At 60.1% G+C, this 21,713-nt stretch carries 18 protein-coding genes; 9 read left to right on the top strand and 9 right to left on the bottom strand.

All coding sequences use genetic code 11. The annotated features are described in order from the left end of the window. Nucleotides 1-326 (top strand): SMP-30/gluconolactonase/LRE family protein (locus tag QU44_RS17930; RefSeq protein WP_033923246.1); only part of this gene is annotated, 326 nt, incomplete at its 5' end. Here QU44_RS17930 and QU44_RS17555 read toward each other — a convergent pair. The 3 genes from QU44_RS17555 to QU44_RS15185 all read right to left on the bottom strand — a co-directional run bounded on the left by QU44_RS17555 (nt 243) and on the right by QU44_RS15185 (nt 5,206). Next, a complete protein-coding gene (locus QU44_RS17555; RefSeq protein WP_052134934.1) occupies nt 243-2,315 on the bottom strand; it encodes a sialate O-acetylesterase in 2,073 nt (690 codons plus the stop codon). The genes QU44_RS17930 and QU44_RS17555 overlap by 84 nt on opposite strands. A 163-nt stretch (nt 2,316-2,478) precedes the next feature. Then, on the bottom strand, nt 2,479-3,819 hold the full coding sequence (locus tag QU44_RS15180) for a sulfatase family protein (RefSeq protein ID WP_197054345.1): 1,341 nt from the start codon (nt 3,817-3,819) through the stop codon (nt 2,479-2,481). 217 nt (nt 3,820-4,036) lie between these two features. Continuing rightward, entirely contained in the window at nt 4,037-5,206 is a 1,170-nt protein-coding gene (locus QU44_RS15185; RefSeq protein ID WP_033923248.1) for a Gfo/Idh/MocA family protein, read from the bottom strand. Between the two features lie 111 nt (nt 5,207-5,317). On the opposite strand from QU44_RS15185, the gene QU44_RS15190 reads away from it, so the two are divergent. The 4 genes from QU44_RS15190 (at nt 5,318) to QU44_RS18320 (ending at nt 9,947) form a co-directional block, all read left to right on the top strand. Continuing rightward, nucleotides 5,318-5,716 (top strand): c-type cytochrome, encoded by a 399-nt coding sequence (locus tag QU44_RS15190; protein ID WP_052134940.1) that lies wholly within the window; start codon nt 5,318-5,320, stop codon nt 5,714-5,716. Further along, a complete protein-coding gene (locus QU44_RS15195) occupies nt 5,713-6,774 on the top strand; it encodes a sugar phosphate isomerase/epimerase family protein (protein ID WP_033923249.1) in 1,062 nt (353 codons plus the stop codon). The genes QU44_RS15190 and QU44_RS15195 overlap by 4 nt, the downstream gene beginning before the upstream one ends. A 52-nt stretch (nt 6,775-6,826) precedes the next feature. Then, nucleotides 6,827-8,101 carry an MFS transporter gene (locus QU44_RS15200; RefSeq protein ID WP_033923250.1) on the top strand — a complete coding sequence of 425 codons (1,275 nt, stop codon included), beginning with the start codon at nt 6,827-6,829 and terminating at the stop codon, nt 8,099-8,101. 319 nt (nt 8,102-8,420) lie between these two features. Further along, nucleotides 8,421-9,947, top strand: coding sequence for a hypothetical protein (locus tag QU44_RS18320; RefSeq protein ID WP_156141224.1), 1,527 nt, complete (start codon nt 8,421-8,423; stop codon nt 9,945-9,947). 198 nt (nt 9,948-10,145) lie between these two features. On the opposite strand, the gene QU44_RS15210 is transcribed toward QU44_RS18320, so the two are convergent. The 5 genes from QU44_RS15210 to QU44_RS15230 all read right to left on the bottom strand — a co-directional run bounded on the left by QU44_RS15210 (nt 10,146) and on the right by QU44_RS15230 (nt 14,644). Next, nucleotides 10,146-11,828 carry a GMC oxidoreductase gene (locus QU44_RS15210; RefSeq protein ID WP_033923252.1) on the bottom strand — a complete coding sequence of 561 codons (1,683 nt, stop codon included), beginning with the start codon at nt 11,826-11,828 and terminating at the stop codon, nt 10,146-10,148. A gap of 33 nt (nt 11,829-11,861) precedes the next feature. Then, entirely contained in the window at nt 11,862-12,431 is a 570-nt protein-coding gene (locus QU44_RS15215; protein ID WP_033923253.1) for a gluconate 2-dehydrogenase subunit 3 family protein, read from the bottom strand. Continuing rightward, complete coding sequence (locus QU44_RS15220) at nt 12,428-13,228, bottom strand: 3-keto-disaccharide hydrolase (RefSeq protein WP_231621765.1); 801 nt, start codon at nt 13,226-13,228, stop codon at nt 12,428-12,430. The genes QU44_RS15215 and QU44_RS15220 overlap by 4 nt, the downstream gene beginning before the upstream one ends. A 23-nt stretch (nt 13,229-13,251) precedes the next feature. Continuing rightward, nucleotides 13,252-14,142 (bottom strand): hydroxypyruvate isomerase family protein, encoded by an 891-nt coding sequence (locus QU44_RS15225; protein WP_231621766.1) that lies wholly within the window; start codon nt 14,140-14,142, stop codon nt 13,252-13,254. 166 nt (nt 14,143-14,308) lie between these two features. Beyond that, nucleotides 14,309-14,644 carry an EF-hand domain-containing protein gene (locus tag QU44_RS15230; protein ID WP_033923256.1) on the bottom strand — a complete coding sequence of 112 codons (336 nt, stop codon included), beginning with the start codon at nt 14,642-14,644 and terminating at the stop codon, nt 14,309-14,311. Between the two features lie 154 nt (nt 14,645-14,798). On the opposite strand from QU44_RS15230, the gene QU44_RS15235 reads away from it, so the two are divergent. The 3 genes from QU44_RS15235 (at nt 14,799) to QU44_RS15245 (ending at nt 20,376) form a co-directional block, all read left to right on the top strand. Next, nucleotides 14,799-17,585, top strand: a complete 2,787-nt coding sequence (locus tag QU44_RS15235; protein WP_081988098.1) for a TonB-dependent receptor — start codon at nt 14,799-14,801, stop codon at nt 17,583-17,585. Nucleotides 17,586-17,751: 166 nt separating this feature from the next. Continuing rightward, nucleotides 17,752-19,392: a right-handed parallel beta-helix repeat-containing protein gene (locus QU44_RS15240; RefSeq protein ID WP_197054347.1), complete on the top strand. Its 1,641-nt coding sequence runs from the start codon at nt 17,752-17,754 to the stop codon at nt 19,390-19,392. A gap of 123 nt (nt 19,393-19,515) precedes the next feature. Beyond that, entirely contained in the window at nt 19,516-20,376 is an 861-nt protein-coding gene (locus tag QU44_RS15245; RefSeq protein WP_331377476.1) for an aldose 1-epimerase family protein, read from the top strand. Nucleotides 20,377-20,381: 5 nt separating this feature from the next. Here QU44_RS15245 and QU44_RS15250 read toward each other — a convergent pair whose 3' ends face one another. After that, nucleotides 20,382-21,359 (bottom strand): formylglycine-generating enzyme family protein, encoded by a 978-nt coding sequence (locus tag QU44_RS15250; protein ID WP_269429178.1) that lies wholly within the window; start codon nt 21,357-21,359, stop codon nt 20,382-20,384. Nucleotides 21,360-21,576: 217 nt separating this feature from the next. Here QU44_RS15250 and QU44_RS18325 point away from each other — a divergent pair. Beyond that, nucleotides 21,577-21,713: transposase (locus tag QU44_RS18325; RefSeq protein ID WP_156141225.1), on the top strand; the 137-nt coding region annotated here is incomplete at its 3' end.

The raw sequence follows: 21,713 nt of genomic DNA on the forward strand, positions 1-21,713 counted from the left end.
AGATCACCGGGTTGATGGAGGTGCTCAGGTGCTCAGATGCGTGGGGCAAGCCGGACGGCATGACCTTTGACGCCGACGGCGGCTTATGGGTCGCTCATTGGGGTGGCTCGCGCATCAGCCGGTTCGATCCGGCCGGGAAGATCGAACGCTCCATCGCCCTGCCCGCTTCGCAGATCACAAGTATGACTTTCGCCGGCGCATCGCTCGATCGCATGTTCGTCACGTCCGCGGCAAAAGGCGTGTCAGAGCCGAATGCGGGTGCCTTGTTCGAGGTCGATCCAGGTTGCTGTGGCCTGGCGCCGCATCGGTTCGGCGCTGGGATCTGATACCGTCGGCTGATACAGCGACCGTTCCTGGTGTCGGCCGATTATTGCCGGGGCAACCGTGAGTTCGAATGGCCCGACCGGCTCACCTGACTTATCGTAAAGCGTGCACATGGGCGCGGCGGCCCAGCAATATCGGACGATCTCGGCCGGCTTGCCGGACGACCCCTCGATTCGGACGTTGGCACCCTCGATTATGGCATCGGCAAAGTAACAATTCTGGCCATTGCCGGCACATAACTCGAAAGCATTTGGCCGGTTGCCGCTCATCACGACCAACTGGTCTGCAATGTCGCCAAAACGGACGACGACGGTGTGTCCATCGCGATAAGCACCCCTTGGCGAGGGCCCAGAGGGGATGCCGGGCTCGCGATAGATGACGTGCTTTGCGGCGCGATAGGCTCGCGCGGCAGCGACCTGCTTATTCGGGGGATGAATGTCGAACCGCTCCCCGATGTCGATCAGTACGACAAGTGCCGCGTTGCGATCGTCCGCCACGACGCGGCGCTGCGCCTCGCGCACGGCTGACCAGCGATCATTCTGCGGGACCGGGGTGAGCGAGCCAAAATTGGCCAGCTGGAATATAATGAATGGCAGCTCGCGATCCTGGAACTGACCTCGCCACGATTCCATCATTGAACTCAGCAGAGGCGCATAGGGCGTCGTGCCACCCGATGCGTTATTCTCCCCCTGATACCAGAGCACGCCGGCGAAGCTGAACGTGCCGAGCGGAGCGATCATTGCATTGTAAATGCCGGTGAGACCGCGACGATCTTCCCAGGGGGCGGCAGGGGGCCACTCCGCCCTGTTCTCGCCGCGTTGATAATGCCACCCGTCGGCAATCGAAACAGATGTGCCATCGATGCCGGCCAGTTGCATCGCCGCCGCCGGTCCAATCAATCCGGCTGGCGCGTTGCGGTTCGCGCCGACAGCGGCAACCGAAACGATGTTGATTCCGGCCCGCAAGACACCCTTGGGAACGTCAAGCACGGCAACACCGTCACCGCGGGTGCCTCCGACGAAATAGCCATTGATCCATAGCGCGCCGATTGGCGCTACCGCGCCCAGCATCGCGCGCGTAACGGCCTTCGCCTGCGCAGGGGTCAGCGTGGTTGGCCGGTGGAACCAATTGGTCCCGTCAAAGGTGGCGAGCGCAGGATCAGCCGACTTTCGCCAGTTTCCCGGCGTCGTCACCGACGGCATCTCTGCGACCTGCTCAGAGGTAACCATCCAAGGCACGTCCGCGCCCGGACGACGTTGTTCCCACCAACGTTCCCAAATCTTGCCATACGCCGCCTGACCGGCGACGGAATCGCGAGCGTGGAGATCGAGCAGCGCGAGCCCGGGCACCGATGCGTCCGCTGCCCGTATCGCCGCTCCGCTCATCCAGCTTTCGATCTGCGTGCCACCCCATGCCGACTGCACCAGACCCACGGAGACTTTCCGATCCGCGGTCACCTGCCGACCGAAAAACATGCAAAGAGCGGAAAAGTCTTTTACATTGGCTGCGTTGGGAACGCTCCACACGCTTTCGGTGGGAATGTCTTCGGCCCGGCTTGACACAGCCGCCTGCCGTATCTCCAGCAGCCGGATTGCGCGGTCGCCTGGCTTTGCCAGCTCCTGCTTCGAATTGAGCGCATAGCCTGTGGAAAATTCCATGTTCGACTGGCCCGAGCACAAGAATACATCGCCGATCGCCACGTCGTCTAGGCGCGTTTCGATGCCGCTCGCCTCGCGCAAGGCGAGAGAAAGGCCAGTCGCGGCCGCGCGCGCCGGAAATTCCACATTCCATCGTCCCATCTTGTCGACCGCAATCGATCGCGATTGACCGGCGAACGTGACGGTCAATCGCGATTTTGGTGCCCCGCGTCCCCAGATCCTGATTGGCTTGTTGCGCTGCATGACCATATGGTTCTGGAACAGCGAATTGAATTTCGTTGATACCGGCTGCGCTTCGGCCCGGGGCAGGCCGCAGGCGACGGTCAGCGCCATTCCGAAAGCAGCATATGCGACACGCCAAGATCGGGGCATTTTTCTCTCCAAATACTCAACTTACGAAAACGGTAGGTAGATCATTGTCAGTGCGTGACGACGATGAAGTCAGCCACGACGAGTAAGTCACCGATCAGTTCCACCTCCAACGCGCCTCTATTCATCATTCATAGTCTTGCTTGACCAACCACGGGTCGCGGGTCGTCTTCAGATAGGCCAGGAGTTTTCCCTTCAACGTTTTCAAAGCGGCCTGGTGGGCCGGAAGATCGGCAAGGTTGCGCACTTCATCCGGATCGGACTGGAGGTCGTAAAGTTCATATGTCGGGCGATGCAGATAGGCTGTGATCGAGCGTTTACCGTAAAGGATGTCGGGCCGACGCATCGCCGCCGTCCATGTACTCGATTGAAACAGGTCGGATGCCGAGGGATAGGTCAGAGGGGCAGCGATGTTCCAGATCAGCTTGTAGCGATGGTCGCGGATCATCCGCATCGGGTAATACATGGTCACTTCATGCATCGTGTGCGATCCGAAGATCGCATCACGACCCGGCACTTCCGGAGCGCCCGCGAGCACCGGACGAAGCGACGTTCCGTCGAATTTGGGCAGGTTTCTAGCGGCGCCGGTCATGTCCAGCAGGGTCGGCGTGATGTCGGTCCATGATACCAGCGCATCCGATACGCTGCCGGCGCGGGTCGATTTTGGTTGCTTGATGATCAAGGGCAAGCGGATGCCCGGATCGTACAACGTCGTCTTTGCACCCGGAAAGGCTATGCCGTTGTCGGACAGATAGACGATGATCGTATTGTCGTATTTTCCCGCCTTCTTCAAAGCGGCGATCAGGGTCGCAATGCCTTGGTCCATCCGGGATACCGATTGATAATATTGCGCCAGTTCTGCGCGAACCTCCGGCCGATCAGGCAGGAAAGGCGGCACGGTCACCTTGGCTGGATCATAAGTGATCGACCTGACCCCCGGATAACTGCCAGGCCGATTGCCGAAGCTGTTCGCCGTATCCGGTTCATAAGGCCCGATGCGGTGCGGATCCTCGAACGCAAAATAAAGGAAAAACGGCTGGTCGCTTTTCGACAAAAACGGAGTGGCGGCGTTGGCCATTTCGACCGGGCTGCGCCCCAACGAGTAGCCCTTGGCCATTTCCGGGGCGAGCACTTCGTCGAAATGAAACACGCTCTCTGGCCCGACATGATATTTGCCGATCCGGCCGGTGCGATAGCCATTGCGGGCCAGCATCACCGGCAGCGACTGGACGGTTTCGAATGCCTGGAAATGATGGACGTTGTGTTCCAGGCCATAGGCGCCATTGCGATGCCCTTGCTGTCCGGTCAGAAGAACCGAGCGGCTGGGGCTACAGCTTGCGCTCGTCGCAAAGGCGCTTGTGAACCGCGTTCCATCCCGCGCAAGCGCGTCGAGAGCCGGGGTTTGAATCGTGCGATTCCCCCATGCTCCGATTGCATCCGTGCCGTGATCGTCGGCGATGATGAACACGACGTTGGGGCGGCGCTCAGTCGCCTCGCTCACCCGCGCGGGCGCAGGCGGCACTTGCGCAAAGGCGGGGATCGTGAGCGTGGCTGTTGCGACCGATAAACTCGCCAGCAACGTTCGTAAGCTTCTCATAGCTCTTCTCCAGAAGTATTCTGGTTTTCGGACTGGGATCGATCGCGTCCGCAATGGCAAAATCCAGCGGCGCAGGCTTCGCGGGGACTCATGCAACCGGCGTCCACTTCTGGTCCGAGCCGGCATTGGCGATCATTGCCGCCACGAAAGCAGCGCTTCTCACGCCATCATCGAGTCCCGGAAACCGCGGCGATTCGGCGCGATCGATGCCCGCGGCGTGCCGAATTTCCGTTGCGAATCCTCGATACAGGTTGGCGAACGCCTCCAGATACCCTTCGGGATGGCCGGCGGGAGTGCGAAGTAATTTCGCTGACGGAGCGGACATTCCCGGGCCACCGGCGCGAACGATCTCCGTCGGCCGATCGAGCCATCGCAGCACCAGACTGTTCGGCTCAGCCTGTGTCCATTCCAGGCCACCCCGCTCGCCATGGATGCGAAGTTTCAGGCCGTTTTCTTCACCGGCAGCAACCTGCGACGCCTTCAATACGCCCCTGGCCCCGCCGAAGAACCGTAGCATTGCCGTAGCATCGTCATCGAGCCGTCTTCCCGGAACGTGCGTTGCGAGATCGGCGCAGATCGATTCGGCACGAAGGCCGGAAACGAACTCGGCCAAGTGAAACGCATGGCTGCCGATGTCGCCCAGGCAGCCCGCACCGCCTGCTCTGGTTGGATCGGTTCTCCACTCGGCCTGGCGGTTGCCCCCGGCATCAATCGGCTCGCTAAGCCAGCCTTGGAGATACTCGACCTGAACCAGCCGGATTGTGCCGAAATCGCCTTGTGCAACGCGCGCTCGCGCCTCCTGTACCAAGGGGCAGCCGGCATAGGTGAACGCCAGCGCGAAGCACTTTCCACTGCGGCGCACTGCATCCCCAATCGCATGCGCCTCGCTTTCGTTCAGCGCCATGGGCTTCTCGCACATCACGTGAAAACCCGCATCAAGCGCGGCGATCGCCATCGGCGCATGCAAGTGATTTGGGGTCACGATAGCCAAAGCATCCATGCGCTCGCCCACCGGCTTCGCCCGCTCGCTAGCCAGCATCGCGGTAATGTCGGCGTAGACGCAATCGTTTTGCAATCCCAGCGTCGCACCGGTTCGTGCGTTACGCCCCGCGTCGCTACTGAATGATCCGCACGTCAAGCTCCAGTCGCCATCGATTGCTGCGGCAATCCGGTGAACGGCCCCGATAAACGCGCCCTCCCCGCCCCCAACCATACCCAACCGCAATATAACCTTCGGCCGGGGCGACGTATATCCCATGGTTGATCCTTACCAATATCCGCCTCAGCGGGCGACGATACGCCTTGTTAACGCCATTTTGCGATTGTATCATCTATAGCATCAACTAATCAAATGCCCGTGGAGAGTGAGATGAAAGGCATCGCAGGAATCGTCGCTTTCCTTGCCGCAGGTGTTGCGGTTACGGTTACTGCGGCCGAGCCAGCGCCACAGCCAGCGCAAGGCTCTGCATCAATCGGCGAGCGGGCATTCGCCGTCTGCCGCGCGTGCCACACACTGGAAAAGGGCGGGCGTAACGGCGTTGGTCCCAATCTGAGTGGCATGTTCGGCCGTCCGGCTGCGAGCGTGCCGGGGTTCAACTATTCCCCCGCGCTGAAAGCATCGAAACTGCGTTGGGATGACAAGACGGTGAGCGAATATCTCGCCGCACCGTCGAAGAAAGTGCCCGGAACGCGTATGCCGATCACTGTACCCGATGCGACAAAGCGCGCGGCGCTCGTCGTCTATCTCAAGGCCGAAACCAGGAAATGACCAGCCATGCGGCCATGCGCGGGCCAGCTGTGTTTCTGGCTCAGTTCATGGGCGATGATGCGCCCTTCGACACATTGTCGAATGCCGCGCGCTGGATGGGTGATGCGGGCTATGCCGGCGTACAGATCCCGACATGGGATGCCCGCTGCATCGATCTGGCGCTGGCGGCCGACAGCCAAGACTATTGCGACGAACTGATCGGCACGTGCCGCGAGGCCAGCGTGGAGATCGCCGAACTTTCGACGCATCTTCAGGGGCAACTGGTTGCGGTGCATCCGGCATATGACACGATGTTCGATGGGTTCGCGCCGCCGGAATTGCGCGGCAAGCCGGTCGAGCGGCAGCAATGGGCCGCTGCGCAACTAGCGCTGGCGGCACGGGCGAGCCGCCGCATGGGTTTATCGGCGCACGCCACCTTTTCCGGCGCGCTGGCCTGGCCGTTCATCTATCCATGGCCGCAACGCCCGGCCGGACTGGTCGAAGAGGCGTTTGCCGAACTGGGCCGCCGCTGGACACCGATCCTGAATGTCTTCGACGAGGAAGGTATCGACCTTTGCTTCGAGTTGCATCCCGGCGAGGATCTGCACGATGGCGCGACGTTCGAGCGCTTTCTGGCGGCAGTCGGTTGCCATCGGCGCGCCTGCATCCTCTACGACCCAAGCCATTTCGTGCTACAGGCGATGGACTATCTTGCGTTCATCGACATCTATCATGACCGTATCCGCATGTTCCACGTCAAGGACGCGGAACTCAATCCGACCGGTCGATCCGGGGTTTATGGCGGGTACCAGGATTGGGTGGACCGGCCGGGGCGATTCCGTTCGCTGGGCGATGGCCAGGTGGATTTCGGTGCCATATTCTCACGCCTGACCCAATATGGTTATGGCGGCTGGGCAGTGCTCGAATGGGAGTGCTGTCTCAAGCATCCCGAAGACGGCGCACGCGAAGGCGCGCCGTTCATCGCCGCGCATATGATCCGCCGGCCCGAGCGAGCCTTTGACGATTTTGCAGGCGGCAGTGATCCTGCGGCCAACAGGGGCTTGCTGGGCCTTGACTAACGCCCAGCCGGGCGTCGGCCGGTGAACGATAAAAAACGCGAAGGGAGAGGCAATGGCAAATCGGAATCGGTTGTTCTGGCTGGGAGTATTGGCGCTGTTCACCGCCGCGTTCAGCGCGTCGCTGCGCGCAGCGACGGCGAGCAGCCTGAAGGCGCAATGGGTTGATCCAGTCGCACCGCTTCAGGCGGGCGAGATGATCGGCGCAGCGTTGGGATCGGCCTTTCTGGGATTTGCGATCACCCTCTTCGTGGCCAGCGCGTTTCTGGACACCATCGGCATGCGGCGCATGCTGGTCGGATGCGGGCTGTGCTTTCTGATAGGAACGGGCCTGATCGTCGGTGCGGGCACGATCGCCAACGGCATGACAGTCTATCATCTCGTCTGGGCGGGGATGTTGTTGAGCGGAATCGGCTGGGGCCTTGCGGAAGCTGCGATCAATCCGCTGACCGCGCGCCTATATCCTGAGGATACGACGCATCGGCTGAACGTGCTGCATGCCTGGTATCCAGGCGGGCTGATCGTGGGCGGTCTGGCAGGCGTGCTGCCTGCGGCTGCGCTGCCATGGCAAGGGATCATGGCGCTGGCGATCCTGCCCGCGATCGGCGTAGTCGTGATTGCGGCGACGACGACCTTTCCCACGACAGTGCAGGGCGAGCGGAACATCGCATTCGGCGAAATGATCGGCGAGATCTTCCGCCGGCCGAGCTTCTTCATATGGTTCGGCGCCATGTTCCTGACTGCCGCGTCCGAACTCGCCCCCAGTCAGTGGATCGACGTCGCGTTGTCCAACCGTGTCGGCATGCGCGGGATCCTGCTGCTGGCCTATGTCAGCGCGCTGATTTTCATATTCCGTCATTTCGCCGGACGGATTGCCAGCCGCCTCTCCAATTCGGGCCTGTTATGGGTGTCGAGCCTGCTTGCAGCGATCGGGCTGTTCATGTTGTCGCGCGCGCAGTCGCCCGTCGCCGCCATCCTTGCATCGACCGTCTGGGGCCTGGGTGTCGCTGCGATGTGGCCCACGATGTTGGCTTCGGTCGCCGAGCGTTACCGGCGGGGCGGTCCATGGGCGCTCGGCCTGGTCGGATCGGCGGGTGCTTTGTCCAGTTTCTTCGTGCTTCCGCTGCTGGGCGGGATGTTCGACCGGGCGAAAGTCGAAATCGCCGGTGGCCCCGGCATCTTTGCAAGCCTGGCCCCCGACGCGCAGCGCGCGGTGGAGGATGCCGCCGCGTCTGCCTCGTTCGAGCGGCTCGCGCTCGTGCCGATCGTTCTGCTCGTCGTATTTGGCGAAATCTGGTTCATGGAACGCCGCAAATCGCGCGCCGGATAAGTGCTGCTTCAGCGACTTCCATCGAAGTTCGATCGTGGCCACCGCAGCAGGGCAGTCGCAATCGCCGGTCAGCGATTGAACCACCCTCTCCGCCCGCCTTCGCTCCAGCCACGCAAGCCTCTTTCATCACCCGATCACGGAAAGAGACACTGTCCCCCGAGGTAAGCAGCTCCGCCAATCGTTTGTTGCCACTATAGCATTCTTATCATAATCTGAATCACTGGGATCCGACTCGAGATCTCGTGACATTGGGGGGTATCTGATGACCTACGGCAGTCATGACGCGTCTGCGGCTCGGACAATCCGGCAGGCAGCCCGGATGCCAACCGTCGCCAGGACATTCAGATATAGCCGCTTTCGCTCTTCACTTCTGGCATTGCGGACAGCTGCGGCGGCGGATGTCTTCAGCAATCCTGTGCGGAGCGGTGCAAGCGCCATGGTGCTCTGCTTCTCGCTGGCGGCCTGCGGTTCCGGCGGCCCCGGAGGTCCCGGCGATGTTATAGTAGCATCGTCAGCCTCTTCAACGAGAGGGGCTGTCACCCAGTCAAGCAGCGCCCTCGCCGAGCCAATCGTAACCAGCCAGGCGCTTACGCTGGAAACCGCCAAGCGCGCTTTTGACTTCACCAATGGGATTGGCATCCGGGCCGACCTGGAGTCAGACAACGGCCCCAATAACTATATAACAAGATGGTCGACTATCGGGCCAGCACTGAATGAATTGAAAATTAAATATGTCCGCATGATCGCTCAGGATCTAGCTACTGATATTGCCAAACAAAATCGTGTCGAGCAGCTTCGCGACGATTATAATGTCAAATTTCTCTTTACATTTGGTAGCGCTACCCAGAGCGCAGGAGCTATGCGAAACTCTATAGATTGGGCTTTGGGATCAAATGCCGCAATCGCATTTGAAGGACCAAACGAATGGTCAAAATTTCAGTATCTCGTCGATCAATATGAACCGCTTTGGGCAGATCAATTAGCAAACTTCCAGACAAACTTTCATAGCTATCTTACGAACAGCAGTTGGGGTAACCGGCCTATTGTTGCGCCAAGCGTGTGGTTTCGCGATAATTGGGCCTTGAACGAAATGAGAATTAGGGGTGTCGATACAAAATCGACCGTTGGCAATATCCACTATTATCACAGAAGCAACCAAAAGCCGACTGAGGCGGTACGCCGCGAGCCTAACCTGGCCACGCCGAATCCAAATGATTCGCTGTCATTCGACACCACGATGGACGGCGTAATCAATGGCCTCCACAGTAATTTCAAACCAGGTACATTTTGGGTTACCGAAACTGGTGAGCAAACCAACGCCGGGGGTGAAGGCGGCAGTGCTGTTTCCGAAATCCAGGCTGCTAAATATGTTCCTCGGCTGATGATGGAGTTCTTCAAGCGCAACGCAGCGAGAACGTTTTTGTTTGAGCTCATGGATCAGGGGCCTGATAACGGAAATTATGGCCTGATGCGGGGCGATGCCACGCGCCGACCAGTTTTCCAGGCAGTCAAGAGCTTGATGACTGTGCTTGATGACAGCGGCAGCGCTGCTGCCACCTTTACTCCGCAACATTTGAACTTCTCATTCACCGGCACTGGCATCAGCCATCTGCTGCTTCAAAAATCCAACAATAGTTTTCTTCTTGTGCTTTGGAAAGATGTCGTCAGCACAGACACATCGGGTCAGGGGCAAAGCACCACGCTGTCCTGGACGGGTTTCACCTCCCCCGTAGTGAAATCATACTATCCAAGAATGTCGGCAACGCCCGATCAAAGCTGGTCGAATGTCACATCGGTGCCGCTCGTTGTTCGCGATGACCTGCTCGTCGTAGAGATCACCAAATAACCACCTCGCGGCCGCTTGCCGGATAGCTGACGCGGTCCTGCGGCAATAATGACAGTCGTGAACCACATGCTGCATTTGTTTCGTAGCGGCTGCCCGCCGCGGGACGTGCGCGAACGGTACGTCAGTTGAAATTGGGTTCTATGTCCGCAGCACCACGCGTCGGGCCGCGCTGGGACACAGTTAGCCGATCTCCGCCGGTCAGATTGCTCCAGCCTTGATTGCCTTTACCGCATGGCATGCCGCGCGCACGGTCAGCGCCATATAAGTCAGCGACGGATTCACGCAGGAAGCTGACGTCATCTGGGCGCCGTCGGTGATGAACAAATTGGTCGCATCGTGCGCCTGGCTCCACCGGTTGACCACCGACTGCGTCGGGTCGGTGCCCATGCGCGCACCGCCCATTTCGTGGATTGCATCGCCCGGCACATGCTCGTGGCGCTCGCTGCGCACATTGTGCATCCCCACCGCGCGGAACATCGCCTCGCCTTGTGTCTGCGCGTCGTCCATCAACTTCATTTCGTTTTCGCGGAACCGTACGTCGAAGCGCAACAGCGGCACGCCGAACCGATCGCGCCTTTCGGCATGAAGTGACACATAATTGTCTTCGTATGGCAGGCATTCCGCAAAGGCGCTCATCCGCATCACCCATCCGGCGTAGCGCCGCATACCATGCTTCATTTCGGCACCAAAGCCCTGGGGCCCCTGCGGGAAGCGGCTGGCAGCACCCTGATATCCATAGCCGCGACGGAACCCAAGTCCCTCGTCGCGGGCAAGATTGCGGAAACGCGGTATGTAGACGCCACCGGGTCGTCGTCCATATTCAATATAGTCGTTCATTCCCGGCACATTGCCCATGATGTGCACGCGAAGAACGTGATCCATCACGTATCGGCCAAGCGTTCCGCTCGCGTCGAAAATGCTACGCTCGCTCCCGGCACCGCGCGAGTTCATCAGGATTTGCAACGACGCCATAGCCGAGGCGCACAGAAAGACGAGGCGCGCGGTTACGACTTCGGCCTGACCGGTCTTGGCATCGATCAGCCGGACGCCGGTGATGCGCTTCGCTGCCGCGTCATACTCGAGGTTGGTGACGACGGCATCGGAGCGAAGTGTCAGTCGGCCAGTGGCCCGCGCCGCCGGAAGCGTCACTGCCTGGGTCGAAAAATACGCTCCGAACGAACACCCACGATTACACTGATTGCGGAACTGACACTTGGTGCGGCCCTGTTCCGGCTTGTCCTGCGTCATGTTGCTGGTGCGCATATGGATGAGGTTGCGGCCGGGCATCGCCGTTTCAAGCCTCTGCTTTACCCATTTTTCGGCGATGTTCATCGGCATGGGTGGCTGAAATTCGCTGTCGGGCAATTGCGGCAAATTTTCGCGCGATCCCGAAATGCCAACATAATTTTCGACGTAGCGGTACCATGGTTCAACGTCGTCATAGCGGATTGGCCAGTCCAGCCCGGCGCCGTCGCGCTTGTTCGCTTCGAAATCATCCGGGCTCCAGCGGAACGACCATCGGCCCCAGATCAGCGATTTTCCTCCGACCGAGCTGGGGCGGACCCAGTAGAATTTTTCGCCGTCTTCATGTGCGAACGGGTTCAGTCGGTCATTGTTGTAGAACGGCATGGTCGCCTGGGTGAAGCCGCCGTGCTGCGACATGAAATAATCGGCTTTGACCAGCGCTTCTGGTACTTTGTTGCGTCCGGGAAGTTCAAAGAGTGCCTTACCCTCATGAATATAACCGTCGCCATGCTCCACCATTTGGCCGCGATCCAGCATCAGGACTCGCAGGCCCTGTTCGGTCAGTTCCTTTGCCGCAAAGCCACCGCTCACGCCGGAGCCGATCACAATTGCGTCGAACCGATCGGTTGAAGTCACTGTATCTCTCCTATCCGCGCCTACGGCACGCGATCAAAACGAATAGATCTTGCTGACCCCGGAATAGGGGAAGGCACCGTCATAAGACCCGGGAATGGGCAAATATTCGCGTTCCTGCGTGATGCCGATTTCCGACGTGTAGTAGCCGGCGATCACGAGCTGGCGAAACGGGATGAAGAAGAGCTTGCCGCCCGGAATCTCGCCATTCATCGCCAGCGTCAGTAGCGCATCCTGCTGCTCGGGCAGGGCTGTTGCCGCCGATGTCTGAAAGTCCTGCAGGCTGCGCGCTTCAATGGCGTTCAACCCCGCGATGATCGGCTTGCGTTCATCCGGCGCAGACCAATCGGCCAGCAGCTTTTCGATATAGGCCGGCACCTCGGCAGCGATTGCCCCGGGCGTATCCGTGGTCGGGATGACTCGCTCGCTGAGTGCCACCACGAGTGCACGCTGCATGGGCGTAAAGACTGCCTCGCTTGGTGGCCCTTCGCCGGTTGCCGGCACGATACGGGGAACGGATTGTCCGGCGGCCCGGGCGATCGGCGCAAAAATCTGTGCGCCGAACATGACGAGGGCACCGGCCAGCGCGGTTCTGCGATCAATCATTTTCGTTCTCCGGCCTGATCTTGCCGCGTCGCGCCCGCAGACAGCGGCCGGACCCAGATGTTCCGGAAGGATACCGGCGAGTCATGGTCCTGCAGTTGCAGCGGAGCGGCGTCGCCATGCGGTTCGTATGTAGCGACCTGCCGCCAGCGGGTTACGCCGAGCATCGCCTGGTGATTCTGGACCAGCACGCCATTAAGCAGGACGGTGACATGGGCCGGCCGCTGGAGCGTACCGCCGGCAGCAAAGCGAGGTCTCTCAAAGATGATGTCGTAAGTCTGCCACGCACCCGGTTCGCGCGACGGGTTCACCAAAGGGGGCTTCCATCCATAAATGGAGCCCACCGTCCCATCAGCATAAGTAGGGTTATGATGGCCATCCAGGATCTGGATCTCGTAGCGCTGCATGAAGATGATACCGCTATTGGCGCGATCCTGTCCTGCATCTCTTGGCGGGGCAGGTGTTCGGAACTCCAGGTGGAGTTGGACGTCTCCAAACGCCTCGCGCGTGACGAGCGCGCTCGCCTTCGCGCCCTTCGTCCGCGGCGGAACCGTCAATATGCCGCCGGCCACTGCCCAAGGCGTGCCGGTCGCCACCCATTTATCGAGCGAGTGACCGGCAAACAGCACGATCGCATCGGATGGCGGCGCGCCGGGAGCCACACCCGGCTGTACCTCGGGCGGCTGTGGCCGGTCGGCATCATGGACGCGCCACTTACCATCCGGCAGCATCGGCGTATCTCGATACCCCGGTGCATCCTCGGCGAGCGCGGCGTTAGTAGCTATCAGGCCTAAACTCACCACCCATGCGGCACGGCGACGCCTCACGCCACGTCGATCGCGCGATACGCAGCAATCAGCCGTGCTTCGCCATCTGGGCCGGTGATCGAATTGCCATGCTCCATGCCGATGACGCCATTGTATTGGCGCGCACGCAGCCAGCGCACGATATTCCCGAAATTGACTTCGCCAGTGCCTGGTTCCTTTCGCCCGGGGTTGTCGCCGAACTGGATATAGGCGATTTCATCCCAGCACATGCCCAGCGTCGGGATCAGGTTGCCGCTCTGAATCTGCTCGTGATAAAGGTCTGCAAGCACCTTCACGCCAGGCTTCGATACACCCCTGGCGATGGAAAATCCCTGCGCAATCGTTTGCAGGAACGCGCCGGGATGATTTGTTCGGGTGTTGAGCGGTTCCATCACCAGCACCATGCCGTGTGGAGCAACGATGTCGCCCGCTCGTCGCATCAAATCAATGATCCGGCCGGTCTGCACGTCGATCGGCAGTTTCGGTTCCATCAACCCAGTTACGACCGTCATCCATTTGACATTGAGGCGCTTCGCCAGCTCGATGGATGCCTGGATGTCGGCGAGAAATGCGTCCCGGTCGCTGTCGTCGTTTCCGCCGAGGAATGGGCGCCCCTTGGCCCAGGCCGGTCCGCTCGCGACGAACACACCCATCGTCATGTTGCGGCTGGAGAGCGCCTTTGCCATAGCGTCTTGTTCGACCACCGGGCGACGCTTGGCAGTATTGTCCTCCCACGCGCGAAACCCCTGATCTGCTGCGAACGCGATCTGCTCGATCAGGCCGCCTCTGCTGGCGAAGCTGCCCTCATGCGGCGCGAAGTTGAGCGAAAAGCGCGCAGCATTCGATGCAGCACGCGCCGGTCGCCCCACGGCTGCCGCGATCCCGGTCGCCGCGCCCGCGCCAATCAACCCCCTGCGAGAAATCATATCCGAATCCTCAGCTCAAATTCCCATGTTCCAAAATGGGTGTATCCTGCGCCGGTGCGACGCGGCGCCCGCGTGTGACGTCGTCAAGCACATCGCCGACATGGCGGCGGCTGCAAAAACACAGCCCCCGCCATGCCGAACGGAATGCTCAGTTCCCTTTGGCTTTCGCCGCACGTGCCCGCATCGTGGTGATCATTTCAGCCAGATCGATCGAACCGTTTTTGTCGGCATCGTTGCGGTTGATCCATCCCTGGGCTCGCTGTTCCGCGCTGGGAGCGGGACCAGTCGCCGGTGGCGGAGCATTCCACGCAGCCACCATGGCGGTGACTTCCGCAAGATCGAGCTTGCCGTCCTGATTCGTATCGGCCCGCGAAAAACTACGCTGCGCAACCACTTCCGGCGAAACACCCTGAGCCATCGCCGTGGCCGAGGCCATGCCTGCCAGCGCCGCGAGCGTCACGAATGTCAGTTTGGTGCCTATCATAATCCACTCCCTAGTCCGCTTGATCCAACGATGCCGCTTGCTGCGGCTGATCGCGTTCGAGACGCTTCTTGGTGGCCGAAGTCACGGTTGACCTCTTCACACTGTTGCTTTTATAGCATGGTGAAATACAAAAATCAAAGCCTGGGGAGGATCTATGAACGTTAATTCGGTCTGGCAGCAGTCGCGAAGGGCCACTGTCTCGACACTCGCCCTGTCGATCGCGATGGCAACGTCTGCGCACGCTCAGGAAAAAGCGCCCGTAGCCGCACCTACGCCGCCCGGCACGGTGGCTCCGCAGGCCGCTTTGCGAAACTCTTCGCCATCGCCTGATGAGTCGCAGATGGCCACCGACGACATTGTCGTTACCGGGCTCCGCGACAGCCTGGACAGCATTGTCGCCGCGAAGCGCAATGCCGACAGCGTTGCTGATTTTGTCCCGCTCGGCGATCTGGCCAACCTGCCAACCACCAGTATCGCCGACGGCCTGGAATTCGTTCCGGGGGTCGTCGGCACGCGAACGCGTGGGTCTGTCGATTCTATATCTCTTCGCGGCCTGCCGGCTTTACTTACCTTCACCACCGTGAATGGGCGGGAACTCGCGTCCGGTGGCGGCAATCGTCACGTGCGCTACCGCATCTATCCGTCGGAGTTCTTCACGACCGCCGCAGTGTATAAGTCAACCACGGCCAACATCGTTGACGGCGGAATATCTGGCACCATCAACCTCAACACACCGTCGCCAATAGATTCGCGTAACCAGTTACGTATCGCAGCGCGCGCGCAATACACACCGTACAACCGCAACAGCGATCTGATTTCTGACAAAGGTGCCCGGATCGATATTAATGGATCGCGCAAGTTCGATTTGGGCGATGCCGGCGAGCTGGGTATCGGAATCGGATTTAATTATTTGAACGAAACAACATTTACCGCACAGCAGAACCTACAGACATTCAATCAGACGACCGTGTTGGGCCAAGATGTTATCCTGCCGTTTAACCTGCTTTTCCAGACCAATGCAGAGAGGTTTCAGCGCGTCGCTGGATTCGGCGTGGTCGAATGGAAATCCAATTCGGGCCTTCGAATCAAGCTCGACGGGATTGTGACCAATGCCGAAGCCCGGGTCCGAACCAACATCTTGAACCCTACCGGCCTTAATGTCCCCGCTCGCTATGCGTCGCTGACCACCAGCGGGGGGGCGCTGCAGACCGCGAACATCGTCGGCGGACAGGTTCTTAGTCGCCTTGATAAGCTGGATCGTACCGACGATGCCTACATGGTTGGCGGCAACATCGCATATGAAAGCGGCAAATGGGATTTCGCGCTGGATCTCTATGCCTCGCGGTCGATCGCAGATTTCGAAGTAGTCCGCCCGATCCTCACACTCGCCAACGTGAACTACACGCTGACGCTAACGCCAGAAGCGATCCAAATGACGAACGTCAATCGCGATCTGTCGAACATCGCGCTTTATGGGATGCAGGCCTATAACGGTCAGACGATCGATGTCGATGACCAGGCCAGAGGCGTACAATTCGCCGTGAACCGGAAATTTGACGACGGCTTTATTAGCAACGTGTCGACGGGTGTTCGTATCACCAGCCGGTCTATTGAATCGCTCACAAATAATAACGCCAACAACAATGTGCGGTTGCCGGCGCAATTCCCGCAATTCGCCGTCGGCCGCTTGTCGCCCAGCCTTTTCGCGGCCCAGCCCTACGTCGATTTTGACGTGACCAACCAGTATGGCAGGGTACTCCCAACGCCATTCGCTCTGCTGGATTTCAACTCCGTGTTTGGCACGCTCCCGACCCTGCTGTACCCAGTCACCGATACCGTCAGACTCAACGGTTTCGTCGATAATATCGAGAAATCCTATGCGGGGTACGTCAACCTCGGGTTCCGGAGCGCCTTGGGCAGTTTGCCACTGACAGGTTCGTTCGGTGTGCGCGTGGTGCGCACCGATCTGACTGCGAACGGGTTCACCGGCAATCTGGTTTCCACGCTAAACCCGACGACCGGGTTAACGACCGTCACGGTGAACGGGCTGCTCCCGGCGGTCGAAACCAACAGTTATACAAATTTTCTGCCCTCGCTGAATGCGAGGTTGCAATTGAACCCTAAGCTGCAGGCGCGCCTTGGCATCGGCAGGGCGATTTCACGCGCCAATTTCCCCGACCAGCGACTTTCTCGGAACCTGACGGGCGGCGACACGCTCGATCAGCCGTTCGACGGGGTTGCCGGCAACCCCCAGCTGAAGCCGATCATTTCCGATCAGGTTGATGTCACGCTGGAATGGTATCCGCGGTCGGGAACGGCGGTGTCGATCGGCGGCTATTACAAGAAGGTCAAAGACTATATTGTGGACTCCGTGAGGGCTGAAACCATCGGCGGGCTGGACTATCTCCTCACGTCTCCCGTGAATGCGGCTAACGGCGATTTCTATGGTATCGAAGCGTTCATTCGTCACGATTTGAAGTGGCTTCCAAGCCCGCTCGACGGCTTTGGTTTCATCGTGAACGGAAGCTATAACTTCACCACGATCGATCCTGGCTATGGCTTGCTGAATGAACGGGTTCCCAGCGGAAGCTTCCGCTACGACGTTGCCGACCGAGATCCAGGTGTCGAAGGATTCACCAAGGCGACGGGGTCGGCCATCGTATTCTTTGAGAAAGGGCCGGTCTCGGTTCGCGCTGCTGCGCGTTACGCCAGCACCCGTGTCCGCACAGTGCTGCCGCTGAACGCGCCGCTCGTCAGCAATGGCCGTACACTGATTGATCTGGCGGCGTCTTTTCGGGTGGCCAAGCAATTCCGGATTCAGGCGCAGATCAACAACCTCACCCAGAGGGTCGACGACGGCTATTATGTCTTCGAAAATTATCTGACAACTAGCCAACAGACGGGCCGAGTATTCTATCTCGGCGCCGACATCTCGTTCTGAGGACAGGCTAATGTTAGATCGACGCAAATTCAGCACCGGGCTACTTGCGCTGGCGGGTGTCGCGAACGCACCCGTCGCACTTGCGAGGCAGCATCCCAGCGCGCATCCGAGCCAGACCCCCGTATTTCGCGCGCGGCTGACCGGCCTGTCGGGCAGGAAAAACGCCGTGCTGGATATCCCTCCGGGTGAGCACCACTTCTACCCGGATGCCGCACTGGTGCGGCACATGGCGGTCTCGAACAACGATCCGGGCACCAACCGGATCATATTTCCGGTCGATGATTTCGATGGACTGACGATCGACGGCAATGGCGCGCGGCTTGTGTTTCACGGTGCCGTCACGCCGTTCGCCCTCATCGGATCGCGTGATATCACGCTGCAGAACATGGAAATCGACTGGCACACGCCCTTTTACTGCGAAGGCGACGTGCTGGCGACCGCCACTGACGGGACGTGGCTCGAACTGCAAATCCTCGAGAATTTTTCGTATCGCATCGATCAGGCAGGGCAGTGGTTCTTCGTCGGCGAGGGTTTCGAACAAGAGGGCATCGGCAACATCCTGGAGTTCGATACCGACCGGCGCGAAACCGCGTTTCAGGCACTGGACAATCATTTTCGCGCGCGCGACGGCAAGTATCTGCGGCGATACACCGTCCGAAATCTAGGCGGCCGCCGGGTACGGGTAACCGCGGAACAGCGGTTCCGGGGTTTGCCGCAGGTCGGCAATCGGGTTGTCATCATGCCCTCGACGCGGCGTTGCCCTGCGATCTTCGTCAACGACTGCGCCCGCGTGCGGATCGAAAATGTGCAGATCCGGCACGCCGGATGCATGGGTGTCATCGCCCAGGTCAGCGAAGACATCACGATCGTCAGGTGCGAAGTCGCGCCGCGCAAAGGATCGGCGCGGCTGCTGTCCACGGTCGTGGATGCGACACATTTCGTGAATTGCACGGGAACAATTGACGTTCGCGAGTGCACCTTTGCCAACCATCTCGACGATGCGTTGAACGTCCACGGCATCTATGTCCGCATTCTCAAGGCCACCGGCAAGCGCGCCTTGTCGTGCGAACTGTCCGAATTCCAGCAGCGCGGTGTTCGCATGATTCACGTCGGTGACGAGGTTTCGATCGCCGATGGTCAGGAGCTCGACGTCAAGTTCACTGGCGAGGTAGCCGCCGTCGCCTACACCGATGATCGCTATCTGACGGTAACTGTCGACGCCGACCTGCCGGATCGAGTCAATGAAGGCGATGTCATCAACAATCTGACGCGCAATGCCGGCATCAACTTTGTCGGCAACTCCGTCTCGGCCAATCGCGCGCGCGGAATCCTGCTGTCGTCGCTCGGTAACATCCTTGTCGAGAATTGCCGGTTCCACACGCCGGGCGCAGCGCTGCGCATCTCGGGCGGCGTGGATTACTGGTATGAATCCGGGCCCACGGCAAACGTGACGATCCGCAACAACCTGTTCGACAATTGCAAATACGGCGTGTGGGGCGTCGCGGTTATCGACATCGAGGCAGTCGACGGCAAGAAATCTACCAGCCGCTCGCCATATCACGGCCGTGTTTCCATCACGGGCAATCGTTTCGTCACTTTCGACGGACTGCTGGTCCACGCCTATCGCGTCAACCACCTTGCCTTCACCGGCAACACCGTCGTGAGAAGCAACACCTATCCGGAATTCCGCAAGGTCAAGGCACCCATTCAGGCAACGGCGGTAAAGACTCTGGATTCCACCGGGAACAGCTTTGCGGGACTCTCCTTTGCGGCGCTGTCCGCACCGATAGAAGGGCGAATCGAATAGCTACTGCCGACCTTCACCAGAGGCCTCACGCCGGTGGGATGGAGAATAGCGGCGGAGTAAAAATCGATTTCTCGCTACGGCGTGAGCGACGCTGGCGATGGAGGTGATTGTTTGAGCGCCTGGGTGACAATAAGCGACGAGGCGCTATCCGCCGCGGTCAATCCGCTCGGAGCGGAACTGTCGTCGCTGACGGACACGGGCGGGCGGGAATGGATGACGAACGCCGACCCCGCCTTTTGGACCGGGCGGTCTCCCTTGCTGTTTCCGATCGTGGGCGCGCTCAATGGCGGGCGCTATCGGGTCGATGGGGTGACCTACGAACTGCCGCCGCATGGCTTTGCGCGGCGGCGGGAATTCGCGCAGTTAGGCCGATCGGATACACAGGTGCGGTTCCGGCTGACAGACGATGCAGCGACGCGCGCAATTTATCCATTCGGCTTCGCGCTGGATGTTGAATATCGCATCGGCAATGGAGCACTGACGATCATCTGCACGGTTACCAACCAGGGTGACACGCCGATGCCGTGCAGTTTCGGCTATCACCCGGCATTCGCCTGGCCTTTGCCCGGAGAAGCGGGAAAGAACGGGCACATGCTACGGTTCGAAGCAGACGAGCCAGGAATGTTGACGCGACTGGATCGGGGGCTCGTCGCGGGGGCCGATCGGGCAAGCCCGCTGGCGGACGGGCGCACGCTTGCGCTGGATGACGCATTGTTCACAGAGGATGCACTGATCTGGGACGGGCTGGCGAGCCGGACGGTGGACTATAGCGGGCCGAACGGGGCGCGGCTGCAAGTGGCTTTTCCGGGAGCCGATACGATAGGGGTCTGGACCAAACCGGGCGCGCGATTTCTGTGCATCGAGCCTTGGTGGGGAATCGCCGACCCGCGAGGCTTCACAGGAGAGTTACGGGACAAACCTGGGATGATGGTGCTGGCTCCGCACGACTCGCGGCGATTTACGATGATCGTGACGCCGCACTGAAAATGCTATGACGGCAAACGGTCGTACACCAAACGGAAACCGACGTTGCTGGCGCCGAGCGAAGTATCGCGCGGATTACGGGCAGCTGCGCGATAGCGGCGGCAATAGTTGGGCGCACACAGATAAGAACCTCCCTTGATCACGCGCGCCGGTCCGCCGGGATTGCCTTGGCCCTCAACGCGCTTAATCGAAGGCCCGGCAGGGTTTTCCGAAGATCTGGCGGGGTCGTGAGACGGTGCGTAATAGTCGCTTGTCAGTTCCCAGACATTCCCGACCATATCATATAGGCCCCAGGCGTTGGGCTTGAAGCAGCCAACCGGGGCGATGCCGACATAGCCGTCGGTCGCGAAGTTTCGGACGGGAAACACGCCCTGCCAGCTATTCGCTTCCGTCGGTCGTTCGATCGTGTCGGGCCCGCCAGCACGCGCTGCATATTCCCACTCCGCCTCGGTCGGGATCCTGCCGCCCTTCCACCGCGCATAGGCTTCCATATCGGTGTAAGCGAGGTGGGCAACCGGTTCGCCGGCTACCCCGTCAGGGCCGGTGGGGCCGTAAGGCTTTTGCCAATTCGCGCCCGGCACATATTCCCACCAGTCCATATATCGCGTGGAGGGGGTGCTGGGCATTTTGAACACTGCCGAACCGGGCTTGAGCAGATCGGGCGGAACCTGATCCGCCGATACCCCATATAGTGCGGGGTCAACCGGACGTTCGGCGACCGTGGTATAGCCGGTCGCCCGTACGAAGGCAGCGAACTGACGGTTGGTAACCTCGTGCGGGTCAATCCAGAACGCATTTACACTAATGTCGCGTACCGGACCTTCCTCGGCATAGACTTGCTGCGAACCCATTGCGAAGTGACCCGCGGCAATGGCGATTGGCGCGTCTGCGCGCGCACGGCAATCACGTCGTGAAGCATCTGTGGCCCGCACTGCCGGTTGCGTCGTTCCTGCGCCCCCGCATCCCGACGCGATAGTGGCCACAATCGCCAGCGCAGTCAGCGCGCGCGGCAGCGCCGAATATCGGCCGTCTGCACGATCGCTGTCACTGGCACCGCACCGGCCAAACATTTCTTTCCGTCCTGAACCGCACCGGGATCGCCGGAGGCCGTTTGATCTAAGAGGCTGACCGAAAAAGAAGGTGGGTAATATCAGTGACATGTGATTGAGACGTGGTTGCGAGACTACGACGGAGTTGCACATGTGGACCGATATTAATCGGCGGCAGTATGGCAGAGCGGACCTGCTTTTGTCAAGCGATCTGACGGATGCGGAATGGGCGATTTTGGAACCGCTGCTCCCGCCGCGTTCGAAGCTCGGTCGTCCGCCAGTTTGGGA

Source organism: Sphingomonas sp. 37zxx, from assembly GCF_000786205.1.
Lineage (GTDB): Bacteria > Pseudomonadota > Alphaproteobacteria > Sphingomonadales > Sphingomonadaceae > Sphingomonas.

Coding starts and splice junctions, on each gene's coding strand:
- QU44_RS17555 (WP_052134934.1), bottom strand. CDS start 2,315: ATGGCGCTGACCGTCGCCTGCGGCCTGCCCCGGGCCGAAGCGCAGCCG.
- QU44_RS15185 (WP_033923248.1), bottom strand. CDS start 5,206: ATGGGATATACGTCGCCCCGGCCGAAGGTTATATTGCGGTTGGGTATG.
- QU44_RS15190 (WP_052134940.1), top strand. CDS start 5,318: ATGAAAGGCATCGCAGGAATCGTCGCTTTCCTTGCCGCAGGTGTTGCG.
- QU44_RS15195 (WP_033923249.1), top strand. CDS start 5,713: ATGACCAGCCATGCGGCCATGCGCGGGCCAGCTGTGTTTCTGGCTCAG.
- QU44_RS15200 (WP_033923250.1), top strand. CDS start 6,827: ATGGCAAATCGGAATCGGTTGTTCTGGCTGGGAGTATTGGCGCTGTTC.
- QU44_RS18320 (WP_156141224.1), top strand. CDS start 8,421: ATGCCAACCGTCGCCAGGACATTCAGATATAGCCGCTTTCGCTCTTCA.
- QU44_RS15215 (WP_033923253.1), bottom strand. CDS start 12,431: ATGATTGATCGCAGAACCGCGCTGGCCGGTGCCCTCGTCATGTTCGGC.
- QU44_RS15230 (WP_033923256.1), bottom strand. CDS start 14,644: ATGATAGGCACCAAACTGACATTCGTGACGCTCGCGGCGCTGGCAGGC.
- QU44_RS15235 (WP_081988098.1), top strand. CDS start 14,799: ATGAACGTTAATTCGGTCTGGCAGCAGTCGCGAAGGGCCACTGTCTCG.